This is a genomic window from Burkholderia sp. BCC0398 (assembly GCF_902833245.1).
Lineage (GTDB): Bacteria > Pseudomonadota > Gammaproteobacteria > Burkholderiales > Burkholderiaceae > Burkholderia > Burkholderia sola.
Genome location: NZ_CADFEM010000008.1, coordinates 78862 through 97340 on the forward strand (window position 1 = coordinate 78862; position 18479 = coordinate 97340).

The 18479-nt window shown below is 67.4% G+C and carries 18 protein-coding genes; 11 read left to right on the forward strand and 7 right to left on the reverse strand.

The window, feature by feature from the left end; genetic code table 11:
- Positions 1–16: 16 nt before the first annotated feature.
- Complete coding sequence (locus tag HWX76_RS18660; protein WP_176016158.1) at positions 17–3256, reverse strand: efflux RND transporter permease subunit; 3240 nt, start codon at positions 3254–3256, stop codon at positions 17–19.
- Positions 3257–3604: 348 nt separating this feature from the next.
- Here HWX76_RS18660 and HWX76_RS18665 point away from each other — a divergent pair, with 348 nt between their 5' ends.
- A complete protein-coding gene (locus HWX76_RS18665; protein ID WP_050017642.1) occupies positions 3605–3910 on the forward strand; it encodes a DUF4148 domain-containing protein in 306 nt (101 codons plus the stop codon).
- A gap of 67 nt (positions 3911–3977) precedes the next feature.
- Here HWX76_RS18665 and ansP read toward each other — a convergent pair whose 3' ends face one another.
- Complete coding sequence (gene ansP, locus HWX76_RS18670; protein ID WP_050017630.1) at positions 3978–5468, reverse strand: L-asparagine permease; 1491 nt, start codon at positions 5466–5468, stop codon at positions 3978–3980.
- A gap of 488 nt (positions 5469–5956) precedes the next feature.
- Between ansP and HWX76_RS18675 the strand changes: the two genes are divergently transcribed.
- The 5 genes from HWX76_RS18675 to HWX76_RS18695 all read left to right on the forward strand — a co-directional run bounded on the left by HWX76_RS18675 (position 5957) and on the right by HWX76_RS18695 (position 9375).
- Positions 5957–6763, forward strand: coding sequence for a transporter substrate-binding domain-containing protein (locus HWX76_RS18675; RefSeq protein ID WP_089490277.1), 807 nt, complete (start codon positions 5957–5959; stop codon positions 6761–6763).
- Between the two features lie 89 nt (positions 6764–6852).
- The gene (locus HWX76_RS18680) at positions 6853–7539 is read left to right on the forward strand and encodes an amino acid ABC transporter permease (RefSeq protein WP_050017627.1); all 687 of its coding nucleotides are present in this window, start codon (positions 6853–6855) and stop codon (positions 7537–7539) included.
- Positions 7536–8186: an amino acid ABC transporter permease gene (locus HWX76_RS18685; RefSeq protein ID WP_050017626.1), complete on the forward strand. Its 651-nt coding sequence runs from the start codon at positions 7536–7538 to the stop codon at positions 8184–8186. The genes HWX76_RS18680 and HWX76_RS18685 overlap by 4 nt, the downstream gene beginning before the upstream one ends.
- A complete protein-coding gene (locus tag HWX76_RS18690; protein WP_050017625.1) occupies positions 8173–8922 on the forward strand; it encodes an amino acid ABC transporter ATP-binding protein in 750 nt (249 codons plus the stop codon). The genes HWX76_RS18685 and HWX76_RS18690 overlap by 14 nt, the downstream gene beginning before the upstream one ends.
- Before the next feature lie 174 nt (positions 8923–9096).
- Positions 9097–9375: a DUF4148 domain-containing protein gene (locus HWX76_RS18695; protein ID WP_176016159.1), complete on the forward strand. Its 279-nt coding sequence runs from the start codon at positions 9097–9099 to the stop codon at positions 9373–9375.
- 193 nt (positions 9376–9568) lie between these two features.
- On the opposite strand, the gene HWX76_RS18700 is transcribed toward HWX76_RS18695, so the two are convergent.
- The 3 genes from HWX76_RS18700 to HWX76_RS18710 all read right to left on the reverse strand — a co-directional run bounded on the left by HWX76_RS18700 (position 9569) and on the right by HWX76_RS18710 (position 12475).
- Entirely contained in the window at positions 9569–10711 is a 1143-nt protein-coding gene (locus HWX76_RS18700) for an FAD binding domain-containing protein (RefSeq protein ID WP_176016160.1), read from the reverse strand.
- A 41-nt stretch (positions 10712–10752) separates the two neighbouring features.
- Positions 10753–11628, reverse strand: a complete 876-nt coding sequence (locus HWX76_RS18705; RefSeq protein ID WP_176016161.1) for an alpha/beta hydrolase — start codon at positions 11626–11628, stop codon at positions 10753–10755.
- A gap of 127 nt (positions 11629–11755) precedes the next feature.
- Complete coding sequence (locus HWX76_RS18710) at positions 11756–12475, reverse strand: TetR/AcrR family transcriptional regulator (protein WP_050017621.1); 720 nt, start codon at positions 12473–12475, stop codon at positions 11756–11758.
- Positions 12476–12713: 238 nt separating this feature from the next.
- Between HWX76_RS18710 and HWX76_RS18715 the strand changes: the two genes are divergently transcribed.
- Both HWX76_RS18715 and HWX76_RS18720 read left to right on the forward strand, forming a co-directional pair.
- Positions 12714–12950, forward strand: coding sequence for a DUF1427 family protein (locus HWX76_RS18715; protein WP_089490279.1), 237 nt, complete (start codon positions 12714–12716; stop codon positions 12948–12950).
- On the forward strand, positions 12932–13669 hold the full coding sequence (locus HWX76_RS18720) for a YoaK family protein (protein WP_050017619.1): 738 nt from the start codon (positions 12932–12934) through the stop codon (positions 13667–13669). Before HWX76_RS18715 ends, HWX76_RS18720 begins: the two co-directional genes overlap by 19 nt.
- Positions 13670–13828: 159 nt before the next feature.
- Here the strand turns inward: HWX76_RS18720 and HWX76_RS18725 are convergent, their stop codons facing one another.
- Entirely contained in the window at positions 13829–14737 is a 909-nt protein-coding gene (locus tag HWX76_RS18725; protein WP_050017618.1) for a LysR family transcriptional regulator, read from the reverse strand.
- A gap of 107 nt (positions 14738–14844) precedes the next feature.
- The gene (locus HWX76_RS18730; protein WP_124557432.1) at positions 14845–15123 is read right to left on the reverse strand and encodes a XapX domain-containing protein; all 279 of its coding nucleotides are present in this window, start codon (positions 15121–15123) and stop codon (positions 14845–14847) included.
- A gap of 298 nt (positions 15124–15421) precedes the next feature.
- Here HWX76_RS18730 and HWX76_RS18735 point away from each other — a divergent pair, with 298 nt between their 5' ends.
- The 3 genes from HWX76_RS18735 (at position 15422) to HWX76_RS18745 (ending at position 18356) form a co-directional block, all read left to right on the forward strand.
- Positions 15422–16108, forward strand: coding sequence for a hydrolase (locus HWX76_RS18735; RefSeq protein ID WP_034175518.1), 687 nt, complete (start codon positions 15422–15424; stop codon positions 16106–16108).
- A gap of 168 nt (positions 16109–16276) precedes the next feature.
- A complete protein-coding gene (locus HWX76_RS18740) occupies positions 16277–16444 on the forward strand; it encodes a DUF1427 family protein (protein ID WP_014725963.1) in 168 nt (55 codons plus the stop codon).
- A 19-nt stretch (positions 16445–16463) separates the two neighbouring features.
- Positions 16464–18356, forward strand: coding sequence for an amidohydrolase (locus tag HWX76_RS18745; RefSeq protein ID WP_176016162.1), 1893 nt, complete (start codon positions 16464–16466; stop codon positions 18354–18356).
- The last annotated feature ends 123 nt before the right edge of the window (positions 18357–18479 follow it).

Here is an 18479-nt window from a genome sequence, read left to right on the forward strand (position 1 = left end):
GGTGGGGCGCCTGCGCTCAACGCAGCGCCGGCGTATCGGGTGCGTGCTGCGCGCGCCGGGCGGCGGCGGCGTCGCGACGCCGCGCGAGCCACGCGTGGACGAAGCCGAACAGCACCGGCACGAACAGCAGCGTCGACACCGTGCCGAACGCGAGGCCGCCGATCACCGCGCGGCCGAGCGGCGCGTTCTGCTCGCCGCCGTCGCCGAGGCCGAGCGCCATCGGCAACATGCCGATCAGCATCGCGAGCGCGGTCATCACGACGGGCCGGAAGCGGCTGAAGCCGGCGTCGAGCGCGGCCTGCCACGGCGATGCGCTGCCCGCGAGCAGTTCGCGCGCCGAATTCACGACGAGGATGCTGTTCGCGGTCGCGATGCCGATGCACAGGATCGTGCCGGTCAGCGCGGGCACCGACAGCGTGGTGCGCGTGACGAACAGCATCCACGCGATGCCGGCGAGCGACGCGGGCAGCCCGCCGACGATCACGAGCGGATCGAGCCACGACTGGAAGTTCACGACCATCAGCAGGTAGACCAGCGAGATCGCGAGCGCGAGGCCGCCGAGCAGGCCCGCGAACGATTCGTGCATCGCCTGCACCTGGCCGCGCAGCACGATCGACGAACCGGGCGGCAGTTGCGCGCGCGCGGCGTCGACGAGCTTCGTCACGTCGGCCGTGACGCCGCCGAGGTCGCGCCCCTGCACCGACGCGAAGATGTCGAGCACGGGTTGCACGTTGTAGTGCGACACCACGGCCTGCTGCGTCGCGCGCGAGAACGTGCCGAGCGAGCCGAGCAGGTTCTGCGCGGGCACGCCCGCGGCCGGGCCGCCGGCCGGCGTCTGCGGCGAGCGGGCGGTGCCGGCGGGCAGCGGCACGTTCGCGAGCGACTGCAGCGAATTCACCGTGTATTGCGGCGTCTGCACGAGCACCGGGTAGCTGACGCCGTTGCGCGGATCGAGCCAGAAGTTCGGCGTCGTCTGCGAGCTGCCGGACAGTGCGATCAGCAGGTTCTGCGCGACGTCGCGCTGTTCGAGGCCGGCCTGGATCGCCTTCGTGCGATCGACGTTCACGTTGATCGCCGGTTCGTCGCCGGGCTGCTGGATGCGCGCGTCGACGAGCCCGCGCACACCGCGCAGCTTCGCGAGCAGCGCGTTCGCGACCGCACGGTTCTGGTCGAGCTTGTTGCCGACGATCTGGATGTCGATCGGCGCGGGCAGCCCGAAATTCAGAATCTGGCTGACGATGTCGGCCGGCAGGAACGCGAACGTCACGCCGGGGAACGATTGCGCGAGCACGTTGCGCAGCTTCGCGACGTACGCGGCGGTCGACGCGTGATTCGGCTTCAGCGTGACGAGCACGTCGGCGTCCTCGGTGCCGATCGGGTCCGACGAGTCGTACGTGAGGTTGATCCCGCTCACCGGCACGCCGATGTTGTCGAGCACGCCGGCGAGTTGGTTCGCCGGAATCACGCCGCGGATCTTTGCTTCGACCTGGTCGGTCAGCCGCGCGGTTTCCTCGATCCGCGTGCCGGTCGGCGCGCGCAGGTGCAGGCGGATCTCGCCGGTGTCGACCGACGGGAAGAAGTCCTGCCCGGCGAACGCATAGAGGCCGGTCGATGCGACGCAGGCGAGCAGGAACGCGGCCGCGAAGCGGCGGCGATGTGCGATCGCCGCCGACAGCAGCGCGCGATAGCGCAGCCGCACGGCCTCGAAGCGATGCTCGAACGCGGCCTGGAAACGTGCGATGCGCGCGAATACGCCGCGCGGCGGCCGGCCGCTGCCTTTGGCGCGCATCAGCGCCATCGCGAGCGTCGGCACCAGCGTGCGCGAGAAGAAGTACGACGCGATCATCGCGAAGATCACGGCTTCGGCGAGCGGCACGAACAGATAGCGCGCGACGCCGGTCAGCAGGAACATCGGTACGAACACGATGCAGATCGACAGCGTCGACACGAAGGTCGGCACCGCGATTTCGCCCGCGCCGGTCAGAATGGCCTCCTCGAGCGGCGCGCCGAGCTCGAGATGATGCGTGATGTTCTCGATCGCGACGGTCGCGTCGTCGACGAGGATCCCGACCGCGAGCGCGAGCCCGCCGAGCGTCATGATGTTGATGGTCTGGCCGAGCACGGACAGCGCGAGCAGCGACGTGAGCACCGCGAGCGGGATCGTGATCCCGATGATCAGCGTCGCGCGCCAGCTGCCGAGGAACAGCAGGATCATCAGCGCGGTCAGGCACGCGGCGATCAGCGCCTCGCGCACGACGCCCTGGACCGCTGCCTTCACGAACACGGACTGATCGTCGAGCGGCGAAATGTGCAGCGCCTTCGGCAGCCCGGCCGCGATCTTCGGCAGCATCGTCTTCACCTGGTCGATGATCGTCAGCGTCGACGTGCTGCCGGTCTTCTCGACCGTCAGCAGCGCCGCGCGCTTGCCGTCCGCCCGTACGATGTTGGTCTGCGGCGCGTAGCCGTCGCGAACGTGCGCGACGTCGCGCACATAGACGACATTACCGCCGATCGTCTTCACCGGCAGGTCGTTCAGCGCCGCGACCGTCTGCGTGCTGCCGTTCATCTGCACGTTGTATTCGTGCGTGCCGATCTTCGCGGTGCCGCCCGGCAGGATCAGGTTCTGCGCGTTGATCGCGTTGACGACGTCGATCGGCGCGAGCCCCTTCGCCTGCAGCGCGCGCGTATCGAGATCGACGACGATCTGGCGAATCTTGCCGCCGAACGGCAGCGGCACGGCCGCGCCCTGGACGGTCGCGAGCTGCGTGCGGATGAAGCTGTTGCCGAGGTCGTACAGCTGCTGCTCGGGGAGCGTGTCGCTCGACAGGCCGAGCTGCAGGATCGGCACGGTCGACGCGTTGTACGTGATGATGTTCGGCGGCAGCGTGCCGGGCGGCAGGATGCGCAGGATCGACGCGGCGTTGCTCGCGGCTTCCGCGATCGCGCGATTGATGTCGGCGCCCGGATGGAAGAAGATCTTCACGACCGACACGCCGTTCAGCGACTGCGACTCGATGTGCTCGATGTCGTCGACGTCGGACGTGAGCGCGCGTTCGTAGTTCGACGTGATCCGCTTGGCCATGTCCTCGGCGGAGAAGCCGTTGTACGACCAGACGATGCTGACGACCGGAATGTCGATGCTCGGGAAAATGTCCGTCGGCGTGCGCAGCAGCGCGAGCGGCCCCGCGATGAAGATCAGCAGTGCGAGTACGACGAACGTGTAGGGCCTGCGTAACGCCAGCCGGACGATCCACATGATGGTGCTCCTCGAAGCAGGGCTTGGATGCGCATTCGATGCGACGAGCATGCAGTCTGCCGGCGCGGCGTTGACCCGACCCTGACTCGAAGATTACGAAACCGTTATCTGTGCGGGCGGCGGCATCGTGGGCGTTTGGTCGCCGGCGGCGCGCCCTTGCTTTTAACAGGGAGCGTCCGCGCGATGATCGGACTGGACGCGGCCAGATAACAAAACCGTAATCGAAGCCTCACCTTCAGGAAAGCGCGCGAATCGCAGAATGCACCCAACTCTTCATCGCATCGATGGGGAGCGGAGGTCCGGCCTGATCTGCGGACGCGAACACGCCATCTTTGAGAGGTGAACATCATGAACAACCTGATTCGTGCAGTCCTGCTTTCCTGTGCGCTGAGCGCACCGATCGTCGCATTTGCGCAAACCACCGACCATGCGGTCACACGGGCCGACGTGCGCGCCGATCTCGTCCGCGTCGAAAAGGCCGGTTATCGTCCGGTCGGCAGCGATCCGTACTATCCCGACGACATCCAGGCCGCGGAAGCGAAGGTCGCGGCACAGCGAGCGCAATCGGCCGCCGCACGGCCGAGCGTCGCGGCCAAGACCGCTGCGCCGTCGTTCGCATCGCTCGACGAGCAGTCGTTGTACGAGCATCACTGAATGCGGCGGTCGACCGCCGTCGCTGGCCCGACGGCGGATCGTTCGACGGCGCGCGTGCCGCCGCGAGTCAGTGCTCGCCGTTCTCGAGCACGTTCTGCGTGAGCGCGATCGACGGAATCGTCGGCTTGAGCAACGCACGGCGCGCGCGACGGCTCAGCCACTTCCAGCCGGCCACGAGCAGCAGCGCGACCAGCGGGATCGACGCAATCGTCCACGTCCCGTTCGGGTAGTCGAATGCCATCAACACCAGCACGCCGAGCAGGAACAGCAGCGTGAGCCACGACGTCACGGGCGCGCCCGGCATCCTGAACGCGACGTCTTCCACGTCGCCGCGCCTGACCGCGGCGCGGAACTTCATCTGGCACACGACGATGAAGCCCCATGTGCTGATGATGCCGAGCGACGCGATGTTCAGCACGATCTCGAACACGCTCGACGGCACCAGATAGTTGAGCAGCACGCCGACCACATAGATCGCGACCGTCACCAGAATGCCCGCGTACGGGACGGATTGCGAACTCATCCGCGCGAGGAACGCGGGGGCCGAGCCGCCCATCGACAGCGAACGCAACACGCGCCCGGTCGAATACAGGCCGGAGTTCAGGCTCGACAGCGCGGCTGTGAGCACCACCAGGTTCATCACCGAGCCGATACCCGGCACGCCGAGCGCGCCGAAGAACGTGACGAACGGGCTCTGGCCCGCCTTGTACGCACTCCACGGCAGCAGGCAGACCAGCAGGACGACCGACGCGACGTAGAAAATCGCGATGCGCCAGATCACGTTGTTGATCGCGCGCGGCAGCACCTTGCGCGCGTCCTTGCATTCGCCGGCGGCCGTGCCGACCAGTTCGACGCCCGCGAACGCGAACACCACGCCCTGCACCAGCACCAGCGCCGGCATCAGCCCGTGCGGAAAGAACCCGCCGTTGTCGGTGATCAGATGCATGCCGGTGCCATGGCCGGCCACCGGCATGCCCGTGCCGAGGATCGCCGCACCGATCACGAGAAACAGCACGATCGCGGCGACCTTGATCAGCGCGAACCAGAACTCCATCTCGGCGAACCATTTCACGCCGATCAGGTTCATCGTCGCGACGATGCACAGCGCGACGAGCGCGAAGATCCACTGCGGCACGGCCGCGAACGGCGCCCAGTAATGCATGTAGAGCGCGACGGCGGTGATGTCGACGATGCCGGTCATCGCCCAGTTCAGGAAGTACATCCAGCCGGCGACGAACGATGCCTTCTCGCCGAGGAATTCGCGTGCGTACGACACGAAGCTGCCGCTGCTGGGGCGATGCATCACCAGCTCGCCGAGCGCGCGCAGGATCAGGAACGAAAACGCGCCGCACACCAGGTAGACGATCGCGAGCGCCGGGCCGGCGGCCTGCAGCCGCGCGCCGGCGCCGAGAAACAGCCCGGTGCCGATGGCCCCGCCGATTGCGATCATCTGCACCTGTCGATTGCCGAGGGTCTTGTGATAGCCGGCTTCGTGCGATTCGAGCCAGCTGCGTTTGTCGGTTTCGCCGGTTGTCGACGGGTCGGGAATCGATGCCATGACGGTATCCTCGCGCACGGATGGGATGGGACTCGCCCCGATCGCGGGACGATCGGGACCACCGGTACCGGAGGAGCCGCGCGCGCAATCGAGCGCGCCGGTCCTGATCGCGATTCGTCGGACGTGACGAAAGGCCCGGTACGTCGCGAACGTATTCAGCCGTAATTCCCGTCACAAACGGAATGCAAATTTGGACTGGGGCTGTTCGAATCCGTGCATAGGGCCCCGGCGCCGGGTGAACCGGATAGGTAATTTGGTGCGCCGGCGCGCGCTGCGGGGGCAAGCGTTACCGACGGCACCGGTTCGTGCACCGAAATGAGGAATCCGGTTCGCCGAGAGGTTCGCCGAAATTTCCGCCTCATGCCGGTGCGGCAAGCGTTTCACGTCGGTGGCCCGGTTTTTGCTGGAGTGGTGTCGGCCGCGCAATCGTGTCGGCCGCGCAATCGTTGCGCGCTGCCCGACGACATACCAGACAAGGAAGATTCACCGTGAGCTCGACGACCCGACCGTTCCCCCGACGCACCTGGCTGGCTGCGCTGCTCGCCGCCCCCGTGATCGCGCTGTTCGCCGCCGCGCCGGCCCACGCCGATGCGCTCGACACCATCGCGAAGAACGGCACGCTGCGCGTCGCGGTGCCCGAGGACTATCCGCCGTTCGGTTCGGTCGGCACGGACATGCAGCCGCAGGGCTACGACATCGACATGGCCGGACTCCTCGCCAAGGCGCTCGGCGTCAAGCTGAAACTGGTGCCCGTCAACAGTGCGAACCGGATTCCGTACCTGACGACCAACAAGGTCGACATGGTGATCTCGTCGCTCGGCAAGACGCCGGAGCGCGAGAAGGTCATCGACTTCTCGAGCGCGTACGCACCGTATTTCCAGGGCGTGTTCGGGCCGTCCGACGTGAAGGTGAGCACGCCCGCCGACCTCGGCGGCAAGACGGTCGGCGCGACGCGCGGCGCGCTCGAGGAGATCGCGCTGTCGCAGCTCGCGCCGAACGCGACGATCAAGCGCTTCGAGGACAACAACGCGACGATCCAGGCTTTCCTGTCGGGGCAGGTCCAACTGATCGCGGCCGGCAACATCGTCGCGGCGGCGATTCTCGCGAAGAATCCGCCGCGCCGCCCCGAGGTCAAGTTCGTGATCAAGAATTCGCCGTGCTTCGTCGGCGTCAACAAGAACGAACCGCGCCTGCTCGCGAAGATCGACGATGCGATCGCGCATGCGAAGCAGGACGGCTCGCTGGGCGAAATGTCGCGCAAGTGGCTCGGCCAGCCGTTGCCGGCCGGACTGTGACGCATCGCCGTGTCGCGTGACACGTCGCCGCGGCCGGGATGCCCGGCGCGGCGCGTGTCGTTGTCCGAACCCGAATCTATCCCGTTCCCATGAGCTACCAGCTTCAATTCGGCGAGCTTGCCGAGTATGCCGGCGTATTCGCGAGCGGCGCGGCGATCACGCTCGCGCTGACCGCGGTCGCGACCGTGCTCGGCGTGGCGGTCGGCGTGCTCGGCGCGGCCGCGTACAGCGCCGACGCGCGCGCGGCCGTGAAACTTCGCCCGCTGATCGGCGCGTACGTCGAGGCGATTCGCAATACGCCGTTCGTCGTCCAGCTGTTCTTCATCTTCTTCGGCTTGCCGGCGCTCGGCGTGCACATCGACGAATACACGGCCGCGATCCTCGCGATGACGCTCAATCTCGGCGCGTACTCGGTCGAGATCGTGCGCGCGGGCGTGGCCGCCGTGCCGAAAGGGCATCTGGAGGCGGCGTCCGCGCTCGCGATGTCGCGCGCGCAGATGCTGCGCCACGTCGTGCTGCCGCAGGCGCTCGCCAAGGTGTTTCCCGCGCTGTCGAGCCAGATCGTGATCACGATGCTCGGCTCGGCGGTCGTGTCGCAGATCTCGGTGGCCGATCTGACCTATGCGGCCAGCTACATCCAGTCGCGCAACTTCCGCGCATTCGAGACGTACTTCGTGATCACGCTCGCGTATCTGGCGATGGCGCTGCTGATGCGCGCGACGCTCGGCGCGATGGGCCGCCGCCTGTTCTCCCGCCGCATGCGAGGTGCGCGATGACCGATTTCACGTTCGGGCAGATGCTCGCGAACCTGCTGCTGGCCGCGCGCTGGACGATCGTGCTGTCGATCGTGTCGTTCGTGTCCGGCGGCCTCGTCGGCCTCGGGCTGCTCGTGATGCGCGTGTCGAATTCGACGGTGCTGCGCGGTGTCGCAAAACTCTATATCGAAGTGTTCCAGGGCACGCCGTTGCTGATGCAACTGTTCATCGTGTTCTTCGGCTTGCCGCTCGTCGGGCTCGACGTTTCGCCGTGGGTCGCGGCCACCGCGGGGCTCACGTTCTTCACCAGCGCGTATCTGGCCGAGATCTGGCGCGGCTGCGTCGAGGCGGTGCCGAAAGGGCAGTGGGAGGCGTCGGCGAGCCTCGCGATGAGTTATGTCGAGCAGTTGCGTCACGTGATCCTGCCGCAGGCCGCGCGCATCGCGATCGCGCCGACGGTCGGCTTCGGCGTGCAGGCGGTGAAGGATACGGCGCTCGTGTCGATCATCGGCTTCACCGAGCTGACGAAGGTCGGCATCGCGATCTCGAACGCGACGTTCCGGCCGTTCGTCGTGTATGGCCTCGTCGCGCTGATCTATTTCGCGCTCTGCTATCCGCTTACCCGTTATGCGCGCACGTTGCAAAGGAGATGGCATGCCGCTCGTTGAAACCCGGGGTCTCGAAAAGAACTTCGGCACCCATCATGTGCTCAAGGGCATCGATCTGTCCGTCGAGCGCGGGCAGGTCGTGTCGATCATCGGCCGCAGCGGCTCGGGCAAGAGCACGCTGCTGCGCACGCTCAACGGGCTCGAGAGCATCGACGCGGGCACGATCTCGGTCGACGGCGAACGCGTCGATGCACGGCATGCGGACTTGCGTGCGCTGCGGCTGAAGGTCGGCATGGTGTTCCAGCAATACAACCTGTTTCCGCATCTGAGCGCCGGACAGAACGTGATGCTCGCGCAGTCGGTGGTGAAGAAGTCGCACCGCCAGCAGGCGCGCGCGATCGCGGAGCTGATGCTCGAGCGCGTCGGCCTCGGCGACAAGTTCGACGCGTTTCCGGAACAGCTGTCGGGCGGCCAGCAGCAGCGCGTCGCGATCGCGCGTGCGCTCGCGATGAAGCCGAGCGTGCTGCTGTGCGACGAGATCACGTCCGCGCTCGATCCCGAGCTCGTCGGCGAGGTGCTGGGCGTCGTCGAGCAACTCGCGCGCGAGGACATGACGCTGATCATGGTCACGCACGAGATGAACTTCGCGCGGGCGGTGAGCGACCGGATCGTGTTCATGCACCAGGGACGCGTGTGGGAGAGCGGGACGGCCGAGGAAATCTTCGAGCGGCCGCAGACGGTGGAGTTGACGCGGTTTCTGAGCAGCGTGCGGAATCCGGAAACCGCTGCGCGTTGACCGACACGGCCGTGCGGCCGGGCCGCGACCAGATGACAAGACCGTAATCGAAGCCTCACCTTCCGGACAGCGCGCGAATCGCAGAATGGACATCACTCCTCATCGCATCGATGCGGAGCGGATGTCCGGCCTGATCGGCGGACGCGAACACGCTATCTTTGAGAGGTGAAGGTCATGAACAAGCTGATTCGTGCAGTCCTGATTTCCTGTGCGCTGAGCGCGCCGGTCGTCGCATTCGCGCAAACCGCCGACCATACGGTCACGCGCGCCGACGTGCGCGCCGACCTGGTTCGGGCCGAGCGCGACGGCACGGTGCCGACGTCGAACTGGGACTATCCGCCGAGCACGCAGACGATCGCGCGCAATCGCGAGCTGTATGCGATCGCGCATGGCGACAGCCACACGGCAATGGCCATGACGTCGGCCGCCGTGTCGACCGCGAGCGCGCAATGAAGCGGGCCGCCATATCGATACGCGTGACGGGGCTGGCGATCGCCGCGTGGCTTGCGGCGGCCGCGGCCCCGGCTTTCGCGCGCGGGCAGCCGCAACCGCCCGATGACGACGGCGGGCGCGCCGGCGTGCTGCGCGCGTTGAACCCCGACTTCGATCCGCACCGCGCGGCACTCGACCTCCGGCCGGCGAGCCGTCACGCCGCGCCCATCAGCCGCGCGCCGAGCGCGATCCCGCGCGCGGACAACAGCGCGCTGGCCGCCCGCTGACGGGCGTCCCAGCCCGCCAGCGCGGCGTCGAACGCGACGCCGCGTGCGACGTCGCGCAACGCTTCGGCGAGATCGATCGCGTTGTCCGCCGCTTTCGCGACGCCCCCCGCGGTGTGCGGGCGCACGATGCACGCGGCGTCGCCGAGCAGCACCGCGCGGCCGAACGCCATGCGTGCGGCCGCGAGATCGACGATCGCCTGCGCGAACGGCGCGGCGGTCGCATCGACGAGCGCGGCGAGTGTCGGCGCGAGCATCCGGTCGGCGGCGTCGACGAGTTCCGCGCGGTTGTCGTCGCGCATCGCGCCGGGCGGCAGCGACCCGTCGCGCTGCGTGCCGTCGCGCGCGAGGAACAGCGACGGCAGCCGGTCGGACGCGAGCCGCCGGTACCACACCCAGTTCACGCGCCGCCCGCCCGGTTCGGTCGCGCCGTCGGCGCCGGGCACCAGATAGGTGAGGAACAGGTGCCGGTCGCCTTGCTGGAACGTGAAGCGTTCGCGCAGCATGACCAGCACCTGCTCGGGCAGCGCGCGTTCGTCGACGAGCCCGCGCCACGCGACATAACCCGCATACGCCGGCTGCACGTCCGGCAGCAACTGCGCGCGCACCGTCGAGCGGCCGCCGTCCGCGCCGATCAGCAGGTCGGCCGTCTCGGCGCGGCCGCTCGCGAAATGCGCGACGATCCGCTCGCCGTCCTGCTCGAACCGCTCGAATGCGTCGCCCGCGTGGATGATTTCGGCCGGCAGCGCACGCCTCAGCGCCGTGTAGATCACGTTCCATCCCGTCTGCGTCTGCGGCATCGCGAAGCGCTGCACGATCCGGTCCTGCGCGTCGACGTAGATCCGGTCGACCGAATCGACGCCCGCGTCGCGCGGTAGCGCCACGCCGCCGAACGCGAATGCGCGCTCGATCGGCGGCTGCAGCACGATGCCGCCGCCGCGGCTGTCGAGTGCGTGCGGCGATTGCTCGAAGACGCGGACGTCCCAGCCGGCCGCGCGCAGCGCGGTCGCCGCGAACAGCCCGCCGACCGATCCGCCGGCGATGACGGCCTTGCGGCCCGATCCGTGTTCCATCCGATGTTCCCTCGATGATGCCGCGTGCGGCGAACGGCGCGTCAGCCGCCCCAGCCGCGCAGGAAATCGAGCAGCAGCGCGTTCACGCGCTCGGGCTGCTCCTCGTGCGGCAGATGTCCGCACTGCGCGATCGGCTCGGCACGCAGGTGGGTTGCCATGCTTTCCCACACGGTCTTCATGTCGAACATCTTGCCGACCGCGTAGAAATCCTCGCCCCAGATCGCCATGGTCGGGCACGCGATCCTGATATCCGCATCGACGAGGTCCTGCTGGACGTCTTCCGCGTTCGCGCGATAGTCCGCCAGCGCGCCGCGCACGGCGCCCGGACGCCGATACGCGCGCACGTACGTGTCGAACGCATCGCCCGAGATCGCGTGCGGGTTGTAGCACCAGTCGGCGAAAAAATAGCCGAGCCATTCGGCTTCCTTGCCGGCGATCAGCGCCTCCGGCAGGTCGGGCACCTGGTGGAACAGGAAAAACCAGTACGCGCGGGCCGTTTGCGCGGTCATGTTCTGCGCGACGATGCGCGTCGGCACGTTGTCCATCACGACGAGCCGGTCGACACGTTCGGGGAAGTCCTTCGCGAAACGCGTCGCGACGCGTGCGCCGCGGTCGTGCCCGACGAGCGCGATGCGCCCGATGCCGAGCGCATCGAGCAGCGCGGCGACGTCGCGCGCCATGTTGCGCTTGTCGTAGCCGGCCGCGGGCTTGTCGGTTTCGCCGTAGCCGCGCAGGTCGGGCACGATCACGCGATAGTGCCGTGCCAGCGCCGGAATCTGGAAGCGCCACGCGAAGCTCGTTTCGGGGAAGCCGTGCAGCAGCACGACGACGGGCCCCGCGCCGGCATCGATGACGTGCTGGCGGATGCCGTTCGCCGTAACGGTGTGGTGGGTCAGTGCAAGCGTGTCGGTCGTCATGGGAAATCCCGGTTGTGCGGGCGGTGCGCGATACGGCACGCGTCCGATGCTGTCCGAGGATAGGGCAGGTGACGTGCGTCGCGGCTGAATCGTTCTGAACCGGCCTGAGCGCCATGCCACGCCGGCATCACTTGCGGCGGGGGCGCTTGCCGGATGCGTCGGACGCCACACGCTGCAGCGCGGCCGGCGTGCCGTTCAGGAACGCGTCGATCTGCCGTTCGATTTCCGCGTCGAGATCGTCGGGCACCGGCAACCCGTATACCCACTTGCGCACGCCGAGATAGAAGATGCTCGCGTGCAGGCTCCACACCAGTTCGATTTCCGCGTTGCGCTGCGCTTCCGACGCCGGTGTCGCGATGTCGTACGCGTGCCGCAGCTCGCGCAGCACCGGCAGGAACACGCGTTCGCGCAGCCGCGACAGATAGCGCGTATTGAAGCCCTCGCGGCTGAGCCCCGCGAAGATGAACGTGCGGATCCATTCGCGCCGCAGGATCGTCTGCGCGTACGACCGGTAGAACGCGACGAGCCGCTGCTGGAGCGGAACCGAGCGGTCGGCGATCAGCTTTTCCCACTCGGGGTCCCACGTGTAGACCTCGTCGTATACGCGATCGATCAGCGCTTCCTTGCTCGGGAAATACCGGTAGAGCAGCGGCTGGGTCACGCCGATCTGCCGCGCGAGCTCGCGCGTGCTGCCGGAAAAACCGTGGGTCGCGAAGTGTTCGACCGCCTTTTCGACGATCTGTCGTTCGCGTGCTTCCGGCGTGAGGCGGCGGCCCGATGTGCCGGCGGTGTCGTCGGCGGTCGTCCTGCGCGCACGGGGCGCTGCATTGCGCTTGGTCTCGGTCATGCGTCGGCTCCTGAATGGGCCATTCTGCACTTATCGATCGAAAAATAGCAAGGCGCGCCCCGGCGAGGGCCGCGCGGCAGGCCGCGAAGGCGGGCGTCGTGCCGCGCGCGGTTCGGCGGTTTCAGAAAATTTCAGGTCGCCGCCATGACTTTCAGGCCCGCATTCCCTACGCTTGCTCCCGAACCGCTGCACGAGGCCGAAGCCCTTCGGCCGGCCCGCGGCGCAACCGGAACGGACCATGGCTTACCTGATCTCGCCGGGAGCCGGCATCGCAGTCGGCTTCCTGCCCCCCCTCGTGCGCGTGCAGTCGCCCGCGCGGCCGCTGACCGCGCCAGCGGGCCTGCTCGGCCTCGTCTTCCGCGAGCATGCGATTCCGCTCGTGCAGGCGCAATGGCGCGTGCTCGCCGCGCGGGTCCGCGATACGGACACCTTCGATAGAACCACGGAAGCCACGACATGCAGCCCGCGCAAGTAACGGCAGCGGGCGCGGCGGCCCCCGATCACCTGCGCGGCGAGGATGTGTTCCTCGCCTCGATCGCCGGCTATGTCGACACGCTCGGCTTCGTCGCGCTGTTCGGGCTCTTTACCGCGCACGTCACCGGCAACTTCATCCTCATCGGCTCGGGCCTCGCCGGTGTCGGCCAGGGCCTGATGATCAAGTGGCTCGCGTTTCCGGCCTTCATTGCGGGCATCGTGGCCGCCCGCCTGCTCGATCACCGGATGCGCGTGCGCGGGCATGGCCCGCGGGCGTGCTCGCTGTATGCACTGCAGACGATCCTGCTGGCCGGCTTCATGCTCGCGGGCGTCGCGGCGTCGCCGATCGGCAGCGCCGATGCGCCCGCGACGATCGTCTGCGGGCTGCTCGGTGCGGCGGCAATGGGCGTGCAGAACGCGCACGGCCGGCTGACCGCGCGCACCGTCGTCGCGAATACCGTGATGACCGGCAACGTCACGCAGGCGGTCATCGATGCATTCGACTGGCTTGTGCCGATCGCCGCGCCGGCCGAACGGGAAGCCGCACGCGCGCGGCTGCGGCGCACGCTGCCGCCGGTTGTCGGTTTCGCGATCGGCGCGGGCGCCGGCGCGACCGCGTACCTGTACGCCGGGTTCTGGGCCCTGGCGCTGCCGCTTGCGGCGCTCGGTTTCCTCACCTGGCGATCCGGCCGCGCCGGCGAGCCGTCCGCGTCGCGCTGAACGCCGATTCCGCACGCGGCGTCGGCTGCGTGCGCCACCGGGGCGGCGGCGAAGCCGCCCTGCGTTTCTTCATTTCATTCAACGCTGACTTCGAGAACCGCTTGATTGATGCAGGTCGGCAAGCGTGAGACCGCTCGACCGTTCGCGGAAAGCGCAACGTCACGCGCGCGCGGTGAACCGGTCGACGAGGTCGTGGTGACCGAGCTGTTCGACCCACCAGCGTAGCGCGCGTCCGGCTTCGTCGGCGCGCCATGCGATATAGCAATGGGTCGTGTCGCGCATGCCGGTGACTTCCCGCGCGACGAGCCTGCCTTGCGCGATCGCGGGCGCCGCGATGCAGTCCGGGAGGGTACCCACCGCGAGTCCTTCGCATTGCGCGGCCAGTTTCGCGGCGAGCGTCGGCACCGCGAGATACGGTTGGCCGGCGTCAAGCGCGACGGGCTGCGGCTGAAGTTCGCGGGACGTATCGGAGATCACCGCGCTGCGATACTCGACGATCGCCGCCATCGACAGCGGTTCGGGCAGCGCCGCGAGCGGATGGGTAGGGGCGACCGCGAACACGTGCCGGAGCGTGCCGATGGGCTGCGCGACGATGTCCGGCAGTTCCGGAGGCTCGCCCGCCGCGCCGACGATCAGATCGGCCCGCCGCGAAATCAGCGCATCCCAGGTGCCGCCGAGCACTTCGGTGGAGAAGCGCAGTCGCGTGTCCATTTCAAGATCGTAGAACGCGTGAACGTATGGCCACATCATGTCGAACGGCAGTATCTCGGCGATGCAGACGCGGACCTCGGTTTCCCAACCTTGCTGCGCGCGCTGGGCCTTCCGTTCGAGCTGTTCGGCGGCATGAAGGAGACGGCGACCTTCCTCGACGACGACGCGGCCCGCATGCGTGAGCTTCGCACGACGCCCGCTGCGATCGAACAACGCGACGCCGAGATCGCTCTCGAGCTTCTGTACGACGTATGTCAGCGCGGACGGCACGCGGTGCACCAGCTCTGCCGCGTCGGCAAACGTACCGGTGCGGTCGATCGCGTCCAGTGCCTCGAGTGCTTCGAAAGACAGCTTCATGGCGAGTTTCTACGGCAAGGGCATCAGGCGATGTCGCGCCGTCGGGCGACGCTGATTCCAATACGGTTCACAACGGGCCGCCGCCGCATTCGCTCGACGTCCGCCTGTCACGTCGGTGTCGATTCGCTGCGCTTCACGGCAGCGTCGGCGTGTGCGCCGGGCAGCGCGCCGAACATGTGCTGGTTGCACTTCGCGTCGCGCCACGCGGTTCCCAGTCGGATCCCGTCGAACATCCGTCGCACCACGGGAAGGATCTGTTCGCCGGCCAGAATGCCGAGCAGGCCCACCAGGGCGACGGCGGGCGGCGCCGGCGATTGCACGCCGATCAGCGCGTAAACGACGCCGGCGAGGATGCCGGCGAGAAGTGAAGCAATGTACGGTTTCATGGGTCTGGAATGGAATGACGGCCGTTTAAAAATACGGATGAATACCGGGCTGGCGTCGATCCGAAAGTCTTGGGCCAGCCTATCAGGTCTGCGCGTTCGTCGTCAGCGCATTCAATGAAATTCAGATCTTTTCAGTCTGAATTCAGCGTGTGGCGAGAATCAGAACAATTAACTGGTGCGGTCGCACATTCGCGTATTGAATGACGCAGGCCGGTTGCCGGCACCGCGCATTGGACGCTTCGCGGATTCGTCGGCCAGGCGAGTCTCATCTTTCTCCGCGTCAAAGGACATCACCATCATGAGCAACCCCAAGCTTGAAGTACTTACCCCGCACAACAGCCAGCTGATCTTCATCGACCAGCAGCCGCAAATGGCGTTCGGCGTGCAGTCGATCGATCGCCAGACGCTGAAGAACAACGTCGTCGGCCTCGCGAAGGCCGCGAAGGTCTTCAACATCCCGACCACGATCACGACGGTCGAAAGCGAGAGCTTCTCGGGCCACACGTATCCCGAACTGCTCGACGTGTTCCCGAACCAGAAGACGCTCGAACGCACGTCGATGAATTCGTGGGACGACCAGAAGGTGCGCGACGCGCTCGCCGCGAACGGCCGCAAGAAGGTGGTCGTGTCGGGCCTGTGGACCGAAGTCTGCAACACGACGTTCGCGCTGTGCGCGATGCTCGAAGGCGACTACGAGATCTACATGGTCGCCGACGCATCGGGCGGCACGACGCAGGCTGCGCACGATATCGCGATGCAGCGCATGGTGCAGGCCGGCGTGGTGCCGGTCACGTGGCAGCAGGTGCTGCTCGAATGGCAGCGCGACTGGGCGCGCCGCGAGACGTACGACGCGGTGATGGCGATCGCGAAGGAGCATTCGGGCGCATACGGGATGGGCGTGGACTACGCGTACACGATGCTCCACAAGGCACCGCAGCGCACCGCGACGCCGCACGAGTCGATTGCGCCGGTTCCGGCGAAGTAAGTGAAGACGGCCGGTAACGGCTGATGCCGGTGCGGCCGGTTCGACGCGAACGCGCCGCATGGGCTCCATTGCCGCGGGCGGCGGACGTGACCGAAACACGAATGCCGCCCGCGGCATGCGGGTCGAAACACTGCGCCTGCATTTGAAATTGTCCGGGAGATTTATCGCATGGAACCTTATCTGGTTTCCCTTGGTGCGGGCCTGCTGATCGGTGTGATTTACAGCGCCATCAAGGTTCGCTCTCCCGCACCGCCGCTGATTGCGCTGGTCGGGTTGCTCGGCATGCTGATCGGCGTGCAAGCCCTACCCACCGTCAAACAACTCTTTGGCTTCTGATCAACAAGAGGTGATGCATATGACCGCAACCGTGACCCAACCGGATCTGATCCTGCACAACGGACGATTCACGACGCTCGACCGCGCGAACCCCGTCGCGACGGCCGTCGCGATTGCCGCCGGGCGCTTCGTCGCCGTCGGCAGCGAAGCGGACGTGATGCCGCTCGCGGGCCGCGCGACGAAGGTGGTCGATCTCGGCGGCCGCGGCGTGCTGCCGGGTCTGATCGACAACCACTGCCACGTGATTCGCGGCGGACTGAACTACAACATGGAACTGCGTTGGGACGGCGTGCCGTCGCTTGCGCTCGCGATGGAGATGCTCAAGCAGCAGGTCGCGATCACGCCCGCGCCGCAGTGGGTGCGCGTGGTCGGCGGCTTCACCGAACATCAGTTCGTGGAGAAGCGGCTGCCGACGATCGAAGAACTCAATGCGGTCGCGCCGGACACGCCGGTGTTCATCCTGCACCTGTACGATCGCGCGTTGCTGAACGCGGCCGCGCTGCGTGTCGTCGGCTACACGAAGGACACGCCGGAGCCGCCGGGCGGCACGATCCTGCGCGATGCCGCCGGCAACCCGACCGGCCTGCTGCTCGCGAACCCGAACGCGACGATCCTCTACGCGACGCTCGCGAAGGGGCCGAAGCTGCCGTTCGAGTATCAGTACAACTCGACGCGCCATTTCATGCGCGAGCTGAACCGGCTCGGCGTGACGGGCGTGATCGACGCGGGCGGCGGGTCGCAGAATTACCCCGACGATTACGAAGTGATCCGCAAGCTGCACGACGCGGGCGAGATGACGATCCGGATCGCGTACAACCTGTTCACGCAGAAGCCGAACGCGGAGAAGGAAGACTTCGTGAACTGGACGAAGAGCGTCAAGTATCACGACGGCACCGACTACTTCCGCAACAACGGCGCCGGCGAGATGCTGGCGTTTTCCGCGGCCGACTTCGAGGATTTTCGCGTCGCGCGTCCGGACCTGCCCGCGCAGATGGAGGACGATCTCGAAGGCGTCGTGCGCGTGCTCGCGGAAAACCGCTGGCCGTGGCGCATGCACGCGACCTATGACGAAACGATCAGCCGCGCGCTCGACGTGTTCGAGAAGGTCAACGAGGACATTCCGCTCGAAGGGCTGAACTGGTTCTTCGATCACGCGGAAACGATCACCGAGCAATCGATGGACCGGATCGCCGCGCTCGGCGGCGGGATCGCGGTGCAGCACCGGATGGCGTACCAGGGCGAATACTTCGTCGAGCGCTACGGCGCGCAAGCCGCGGAGGCGACGCCGCCGGTCGCGAAGATGCTCGCGAAGGGGCTCAAGGTGTCGGCCGGCACGGACGCGACGCGCGTCGCGTCGTACAACCCGTGGGTATCGCTTTCGTGGCTCGTGACGGGCAAGACGGTCGGCGGCATGCGCATGTATCCGCAGCGTAACCTGCTCGATCGCGAAACCGCGCTGCGGATGTGGACCGAGTATGTGACGTGGTTCTCGAACGAGGAAGGCAAGAAAGGCCGGATCGCGGTGGGTCAGCTTGCCGACCTGGTGGTCCCCGATCGCGATTTCTTCGGGTGCGCGGAGGACGATATCGCCGCCACGACCGCATTGCTGACGGTGGTCGACGGGAAGATCGTGTGGGGCGCGGGGCCGTTCGCGTCGCACGACGCGCCGATTCCGCCGGCGATGCCGGACTGGTCGCCGGTGCGCGAGTTCGGCGGCTATGGCGGCTGGGGCGCGACGCGACGCAACGGCGCGCCGCTGCAACGCGCGGCAGCGGCCGCCGCGATGTGCGGCTGCGCGAACGAATGCAACCTTCACCAGCATGCGCACGCGAGCGCATGGGCGAGCACGTTGCCGACGTCGGATGCGAAGGGCTTCTGGGGCGCGTTCGGGTGTTCGTGCTGGGCGATCTGATATCGCGTGCATACCGCTTTCAACTCCCCGGCATGGGTCCGCGCGCTGCCGCTCGCGGTGCGCGTGTTTCTCGCCTGTCGTCCGGGCCGCCCGGATGAGCGGCCTGCATCCCGCTGAATCAGA

Excerpts from the sequence above, each read along its gene's own strand:
- HWX76_RS18695 (WP_176016159.1), top strand. The coding sequence starts at position 9,097 with ATGAACAAGCTGATTCGTGCAGTCCTGATTTCCTGTGCGCTGAGCGCG.
- HWX76_RS18700 (WP_176016160.1), bottom strand. The coding sequence starts at position 10,711 with ATGGAACACGGATCGGGCCGCAAGGCCGTCATCGCCGGCGGATCGGTC.
- HWX76_RS18715 (WP_089490279.1), top strand. The coding sequence starts at position 12,714 with ATGGCTTACCTGATCTCGCCGGGAGCCGGCATCGCAGTCGGCTTCCTG.
- HWX76_RS18735 (WP_034175518.1), top strand. The coding sequence starts at position 15,422 with ATGAGCAACCCCAAGCTTGAAGTACTTACCCCGCACAACAGCCAGCTG.
- HWX76_RS18720 (WP_050017619.1), top strand. The coding sequence starts at position 12,932 with ATGCAGCCCGCGCAAGTAACGGCAGCGGGCGCGGCGGCCCCCGATCAC.
- HWX76_RS18710 (WP_050017621.1), bottom strand. The coding sequence starts at position 12,475 with ATGACCGAGACCAAGCGCAATGCAGCGCCCCGTGCGCGCAGGACGACC.
- HWX76_RS18705 (WP_176016161.1), bottom strand. The coding sequence starts at position 11,628 with ATGACGACCGACACGCTTGCACTGACCCACCACACCGTTACGGCGAAC.
- HWX76_RS18665 (WP_050017642.1), top strand. The coding sequence starts at position 3,605 with ATGAACAACCTGATTCGTGCAGTCCTGCTTTCCTGTGCGCTGAGCGCA.
- HWX76_RS18660 (WP_176016158.1), bottom strand. The coding sequence starts at position 3,256 with ATGTGGATCGTCCGGCTGGCGTTACGCAGGCCCTACACGTTCGTCGTA.
- HWX76_RS18730 (WP_124557432.1), bottom strand. The coding sequence starts at position 15,123 with ATGAAACCGTACATTGCTTCACTTCTCGCCGGCATCCTCGCCGGCGTC.
- HWX76_RS18690 (WP_050017625.1), top strand. The coding sequence starts at position 8,173 with ATGCCGCTCGTTGAAACCCGGGGTCTCGAAAAGAACTTCGGCACCCAT.
- ansP (WP_050017630.1), bottom strand. The coding sequence starts at position 5,468 with ATGGCATCGATTCCCGACCCGTCGACAACCGGCGAAACCGACAAACGC.
- HWX76_RS18685 (WP_050017626.1), top strand. The coding sequence starts at position 7,536 with ATGACCGATTTCACGTTCGGGCAGATGCTCGCGAACCTGCTGCTGGCC.
- HWX76_RS18725 (WP_050017618.1), bottom strand. The coding sequence starts at position 14,737 with ATGAAGCTGTCTTTCGAAGCACTCGAGGCACTGGACGCGATCGACCGC.
- HWX76_RS18680 (WP_050017627.1), top strand. The coding sequence starts at position 6,853 with ATGAGCTACCAGCTTCAATTCGGCGAGCTTGCCGAGTATGCCGGCGTA.
- HWX76_RS18745 (WP_176016162.1), top strand. The coding sequence starts at position 16,464 with ATGACCGCAACCGTGACCCAACCGGATCTGATCCTGCACAACGGACGA.
- HWX76_RS18740 (WP_014725963.1), top strand. The coding sequence starts at position 16,277 with ATGGAACCTTATCTGGTTTCCCTTGGTGCGGGCCTGCTGATCGGTGTG.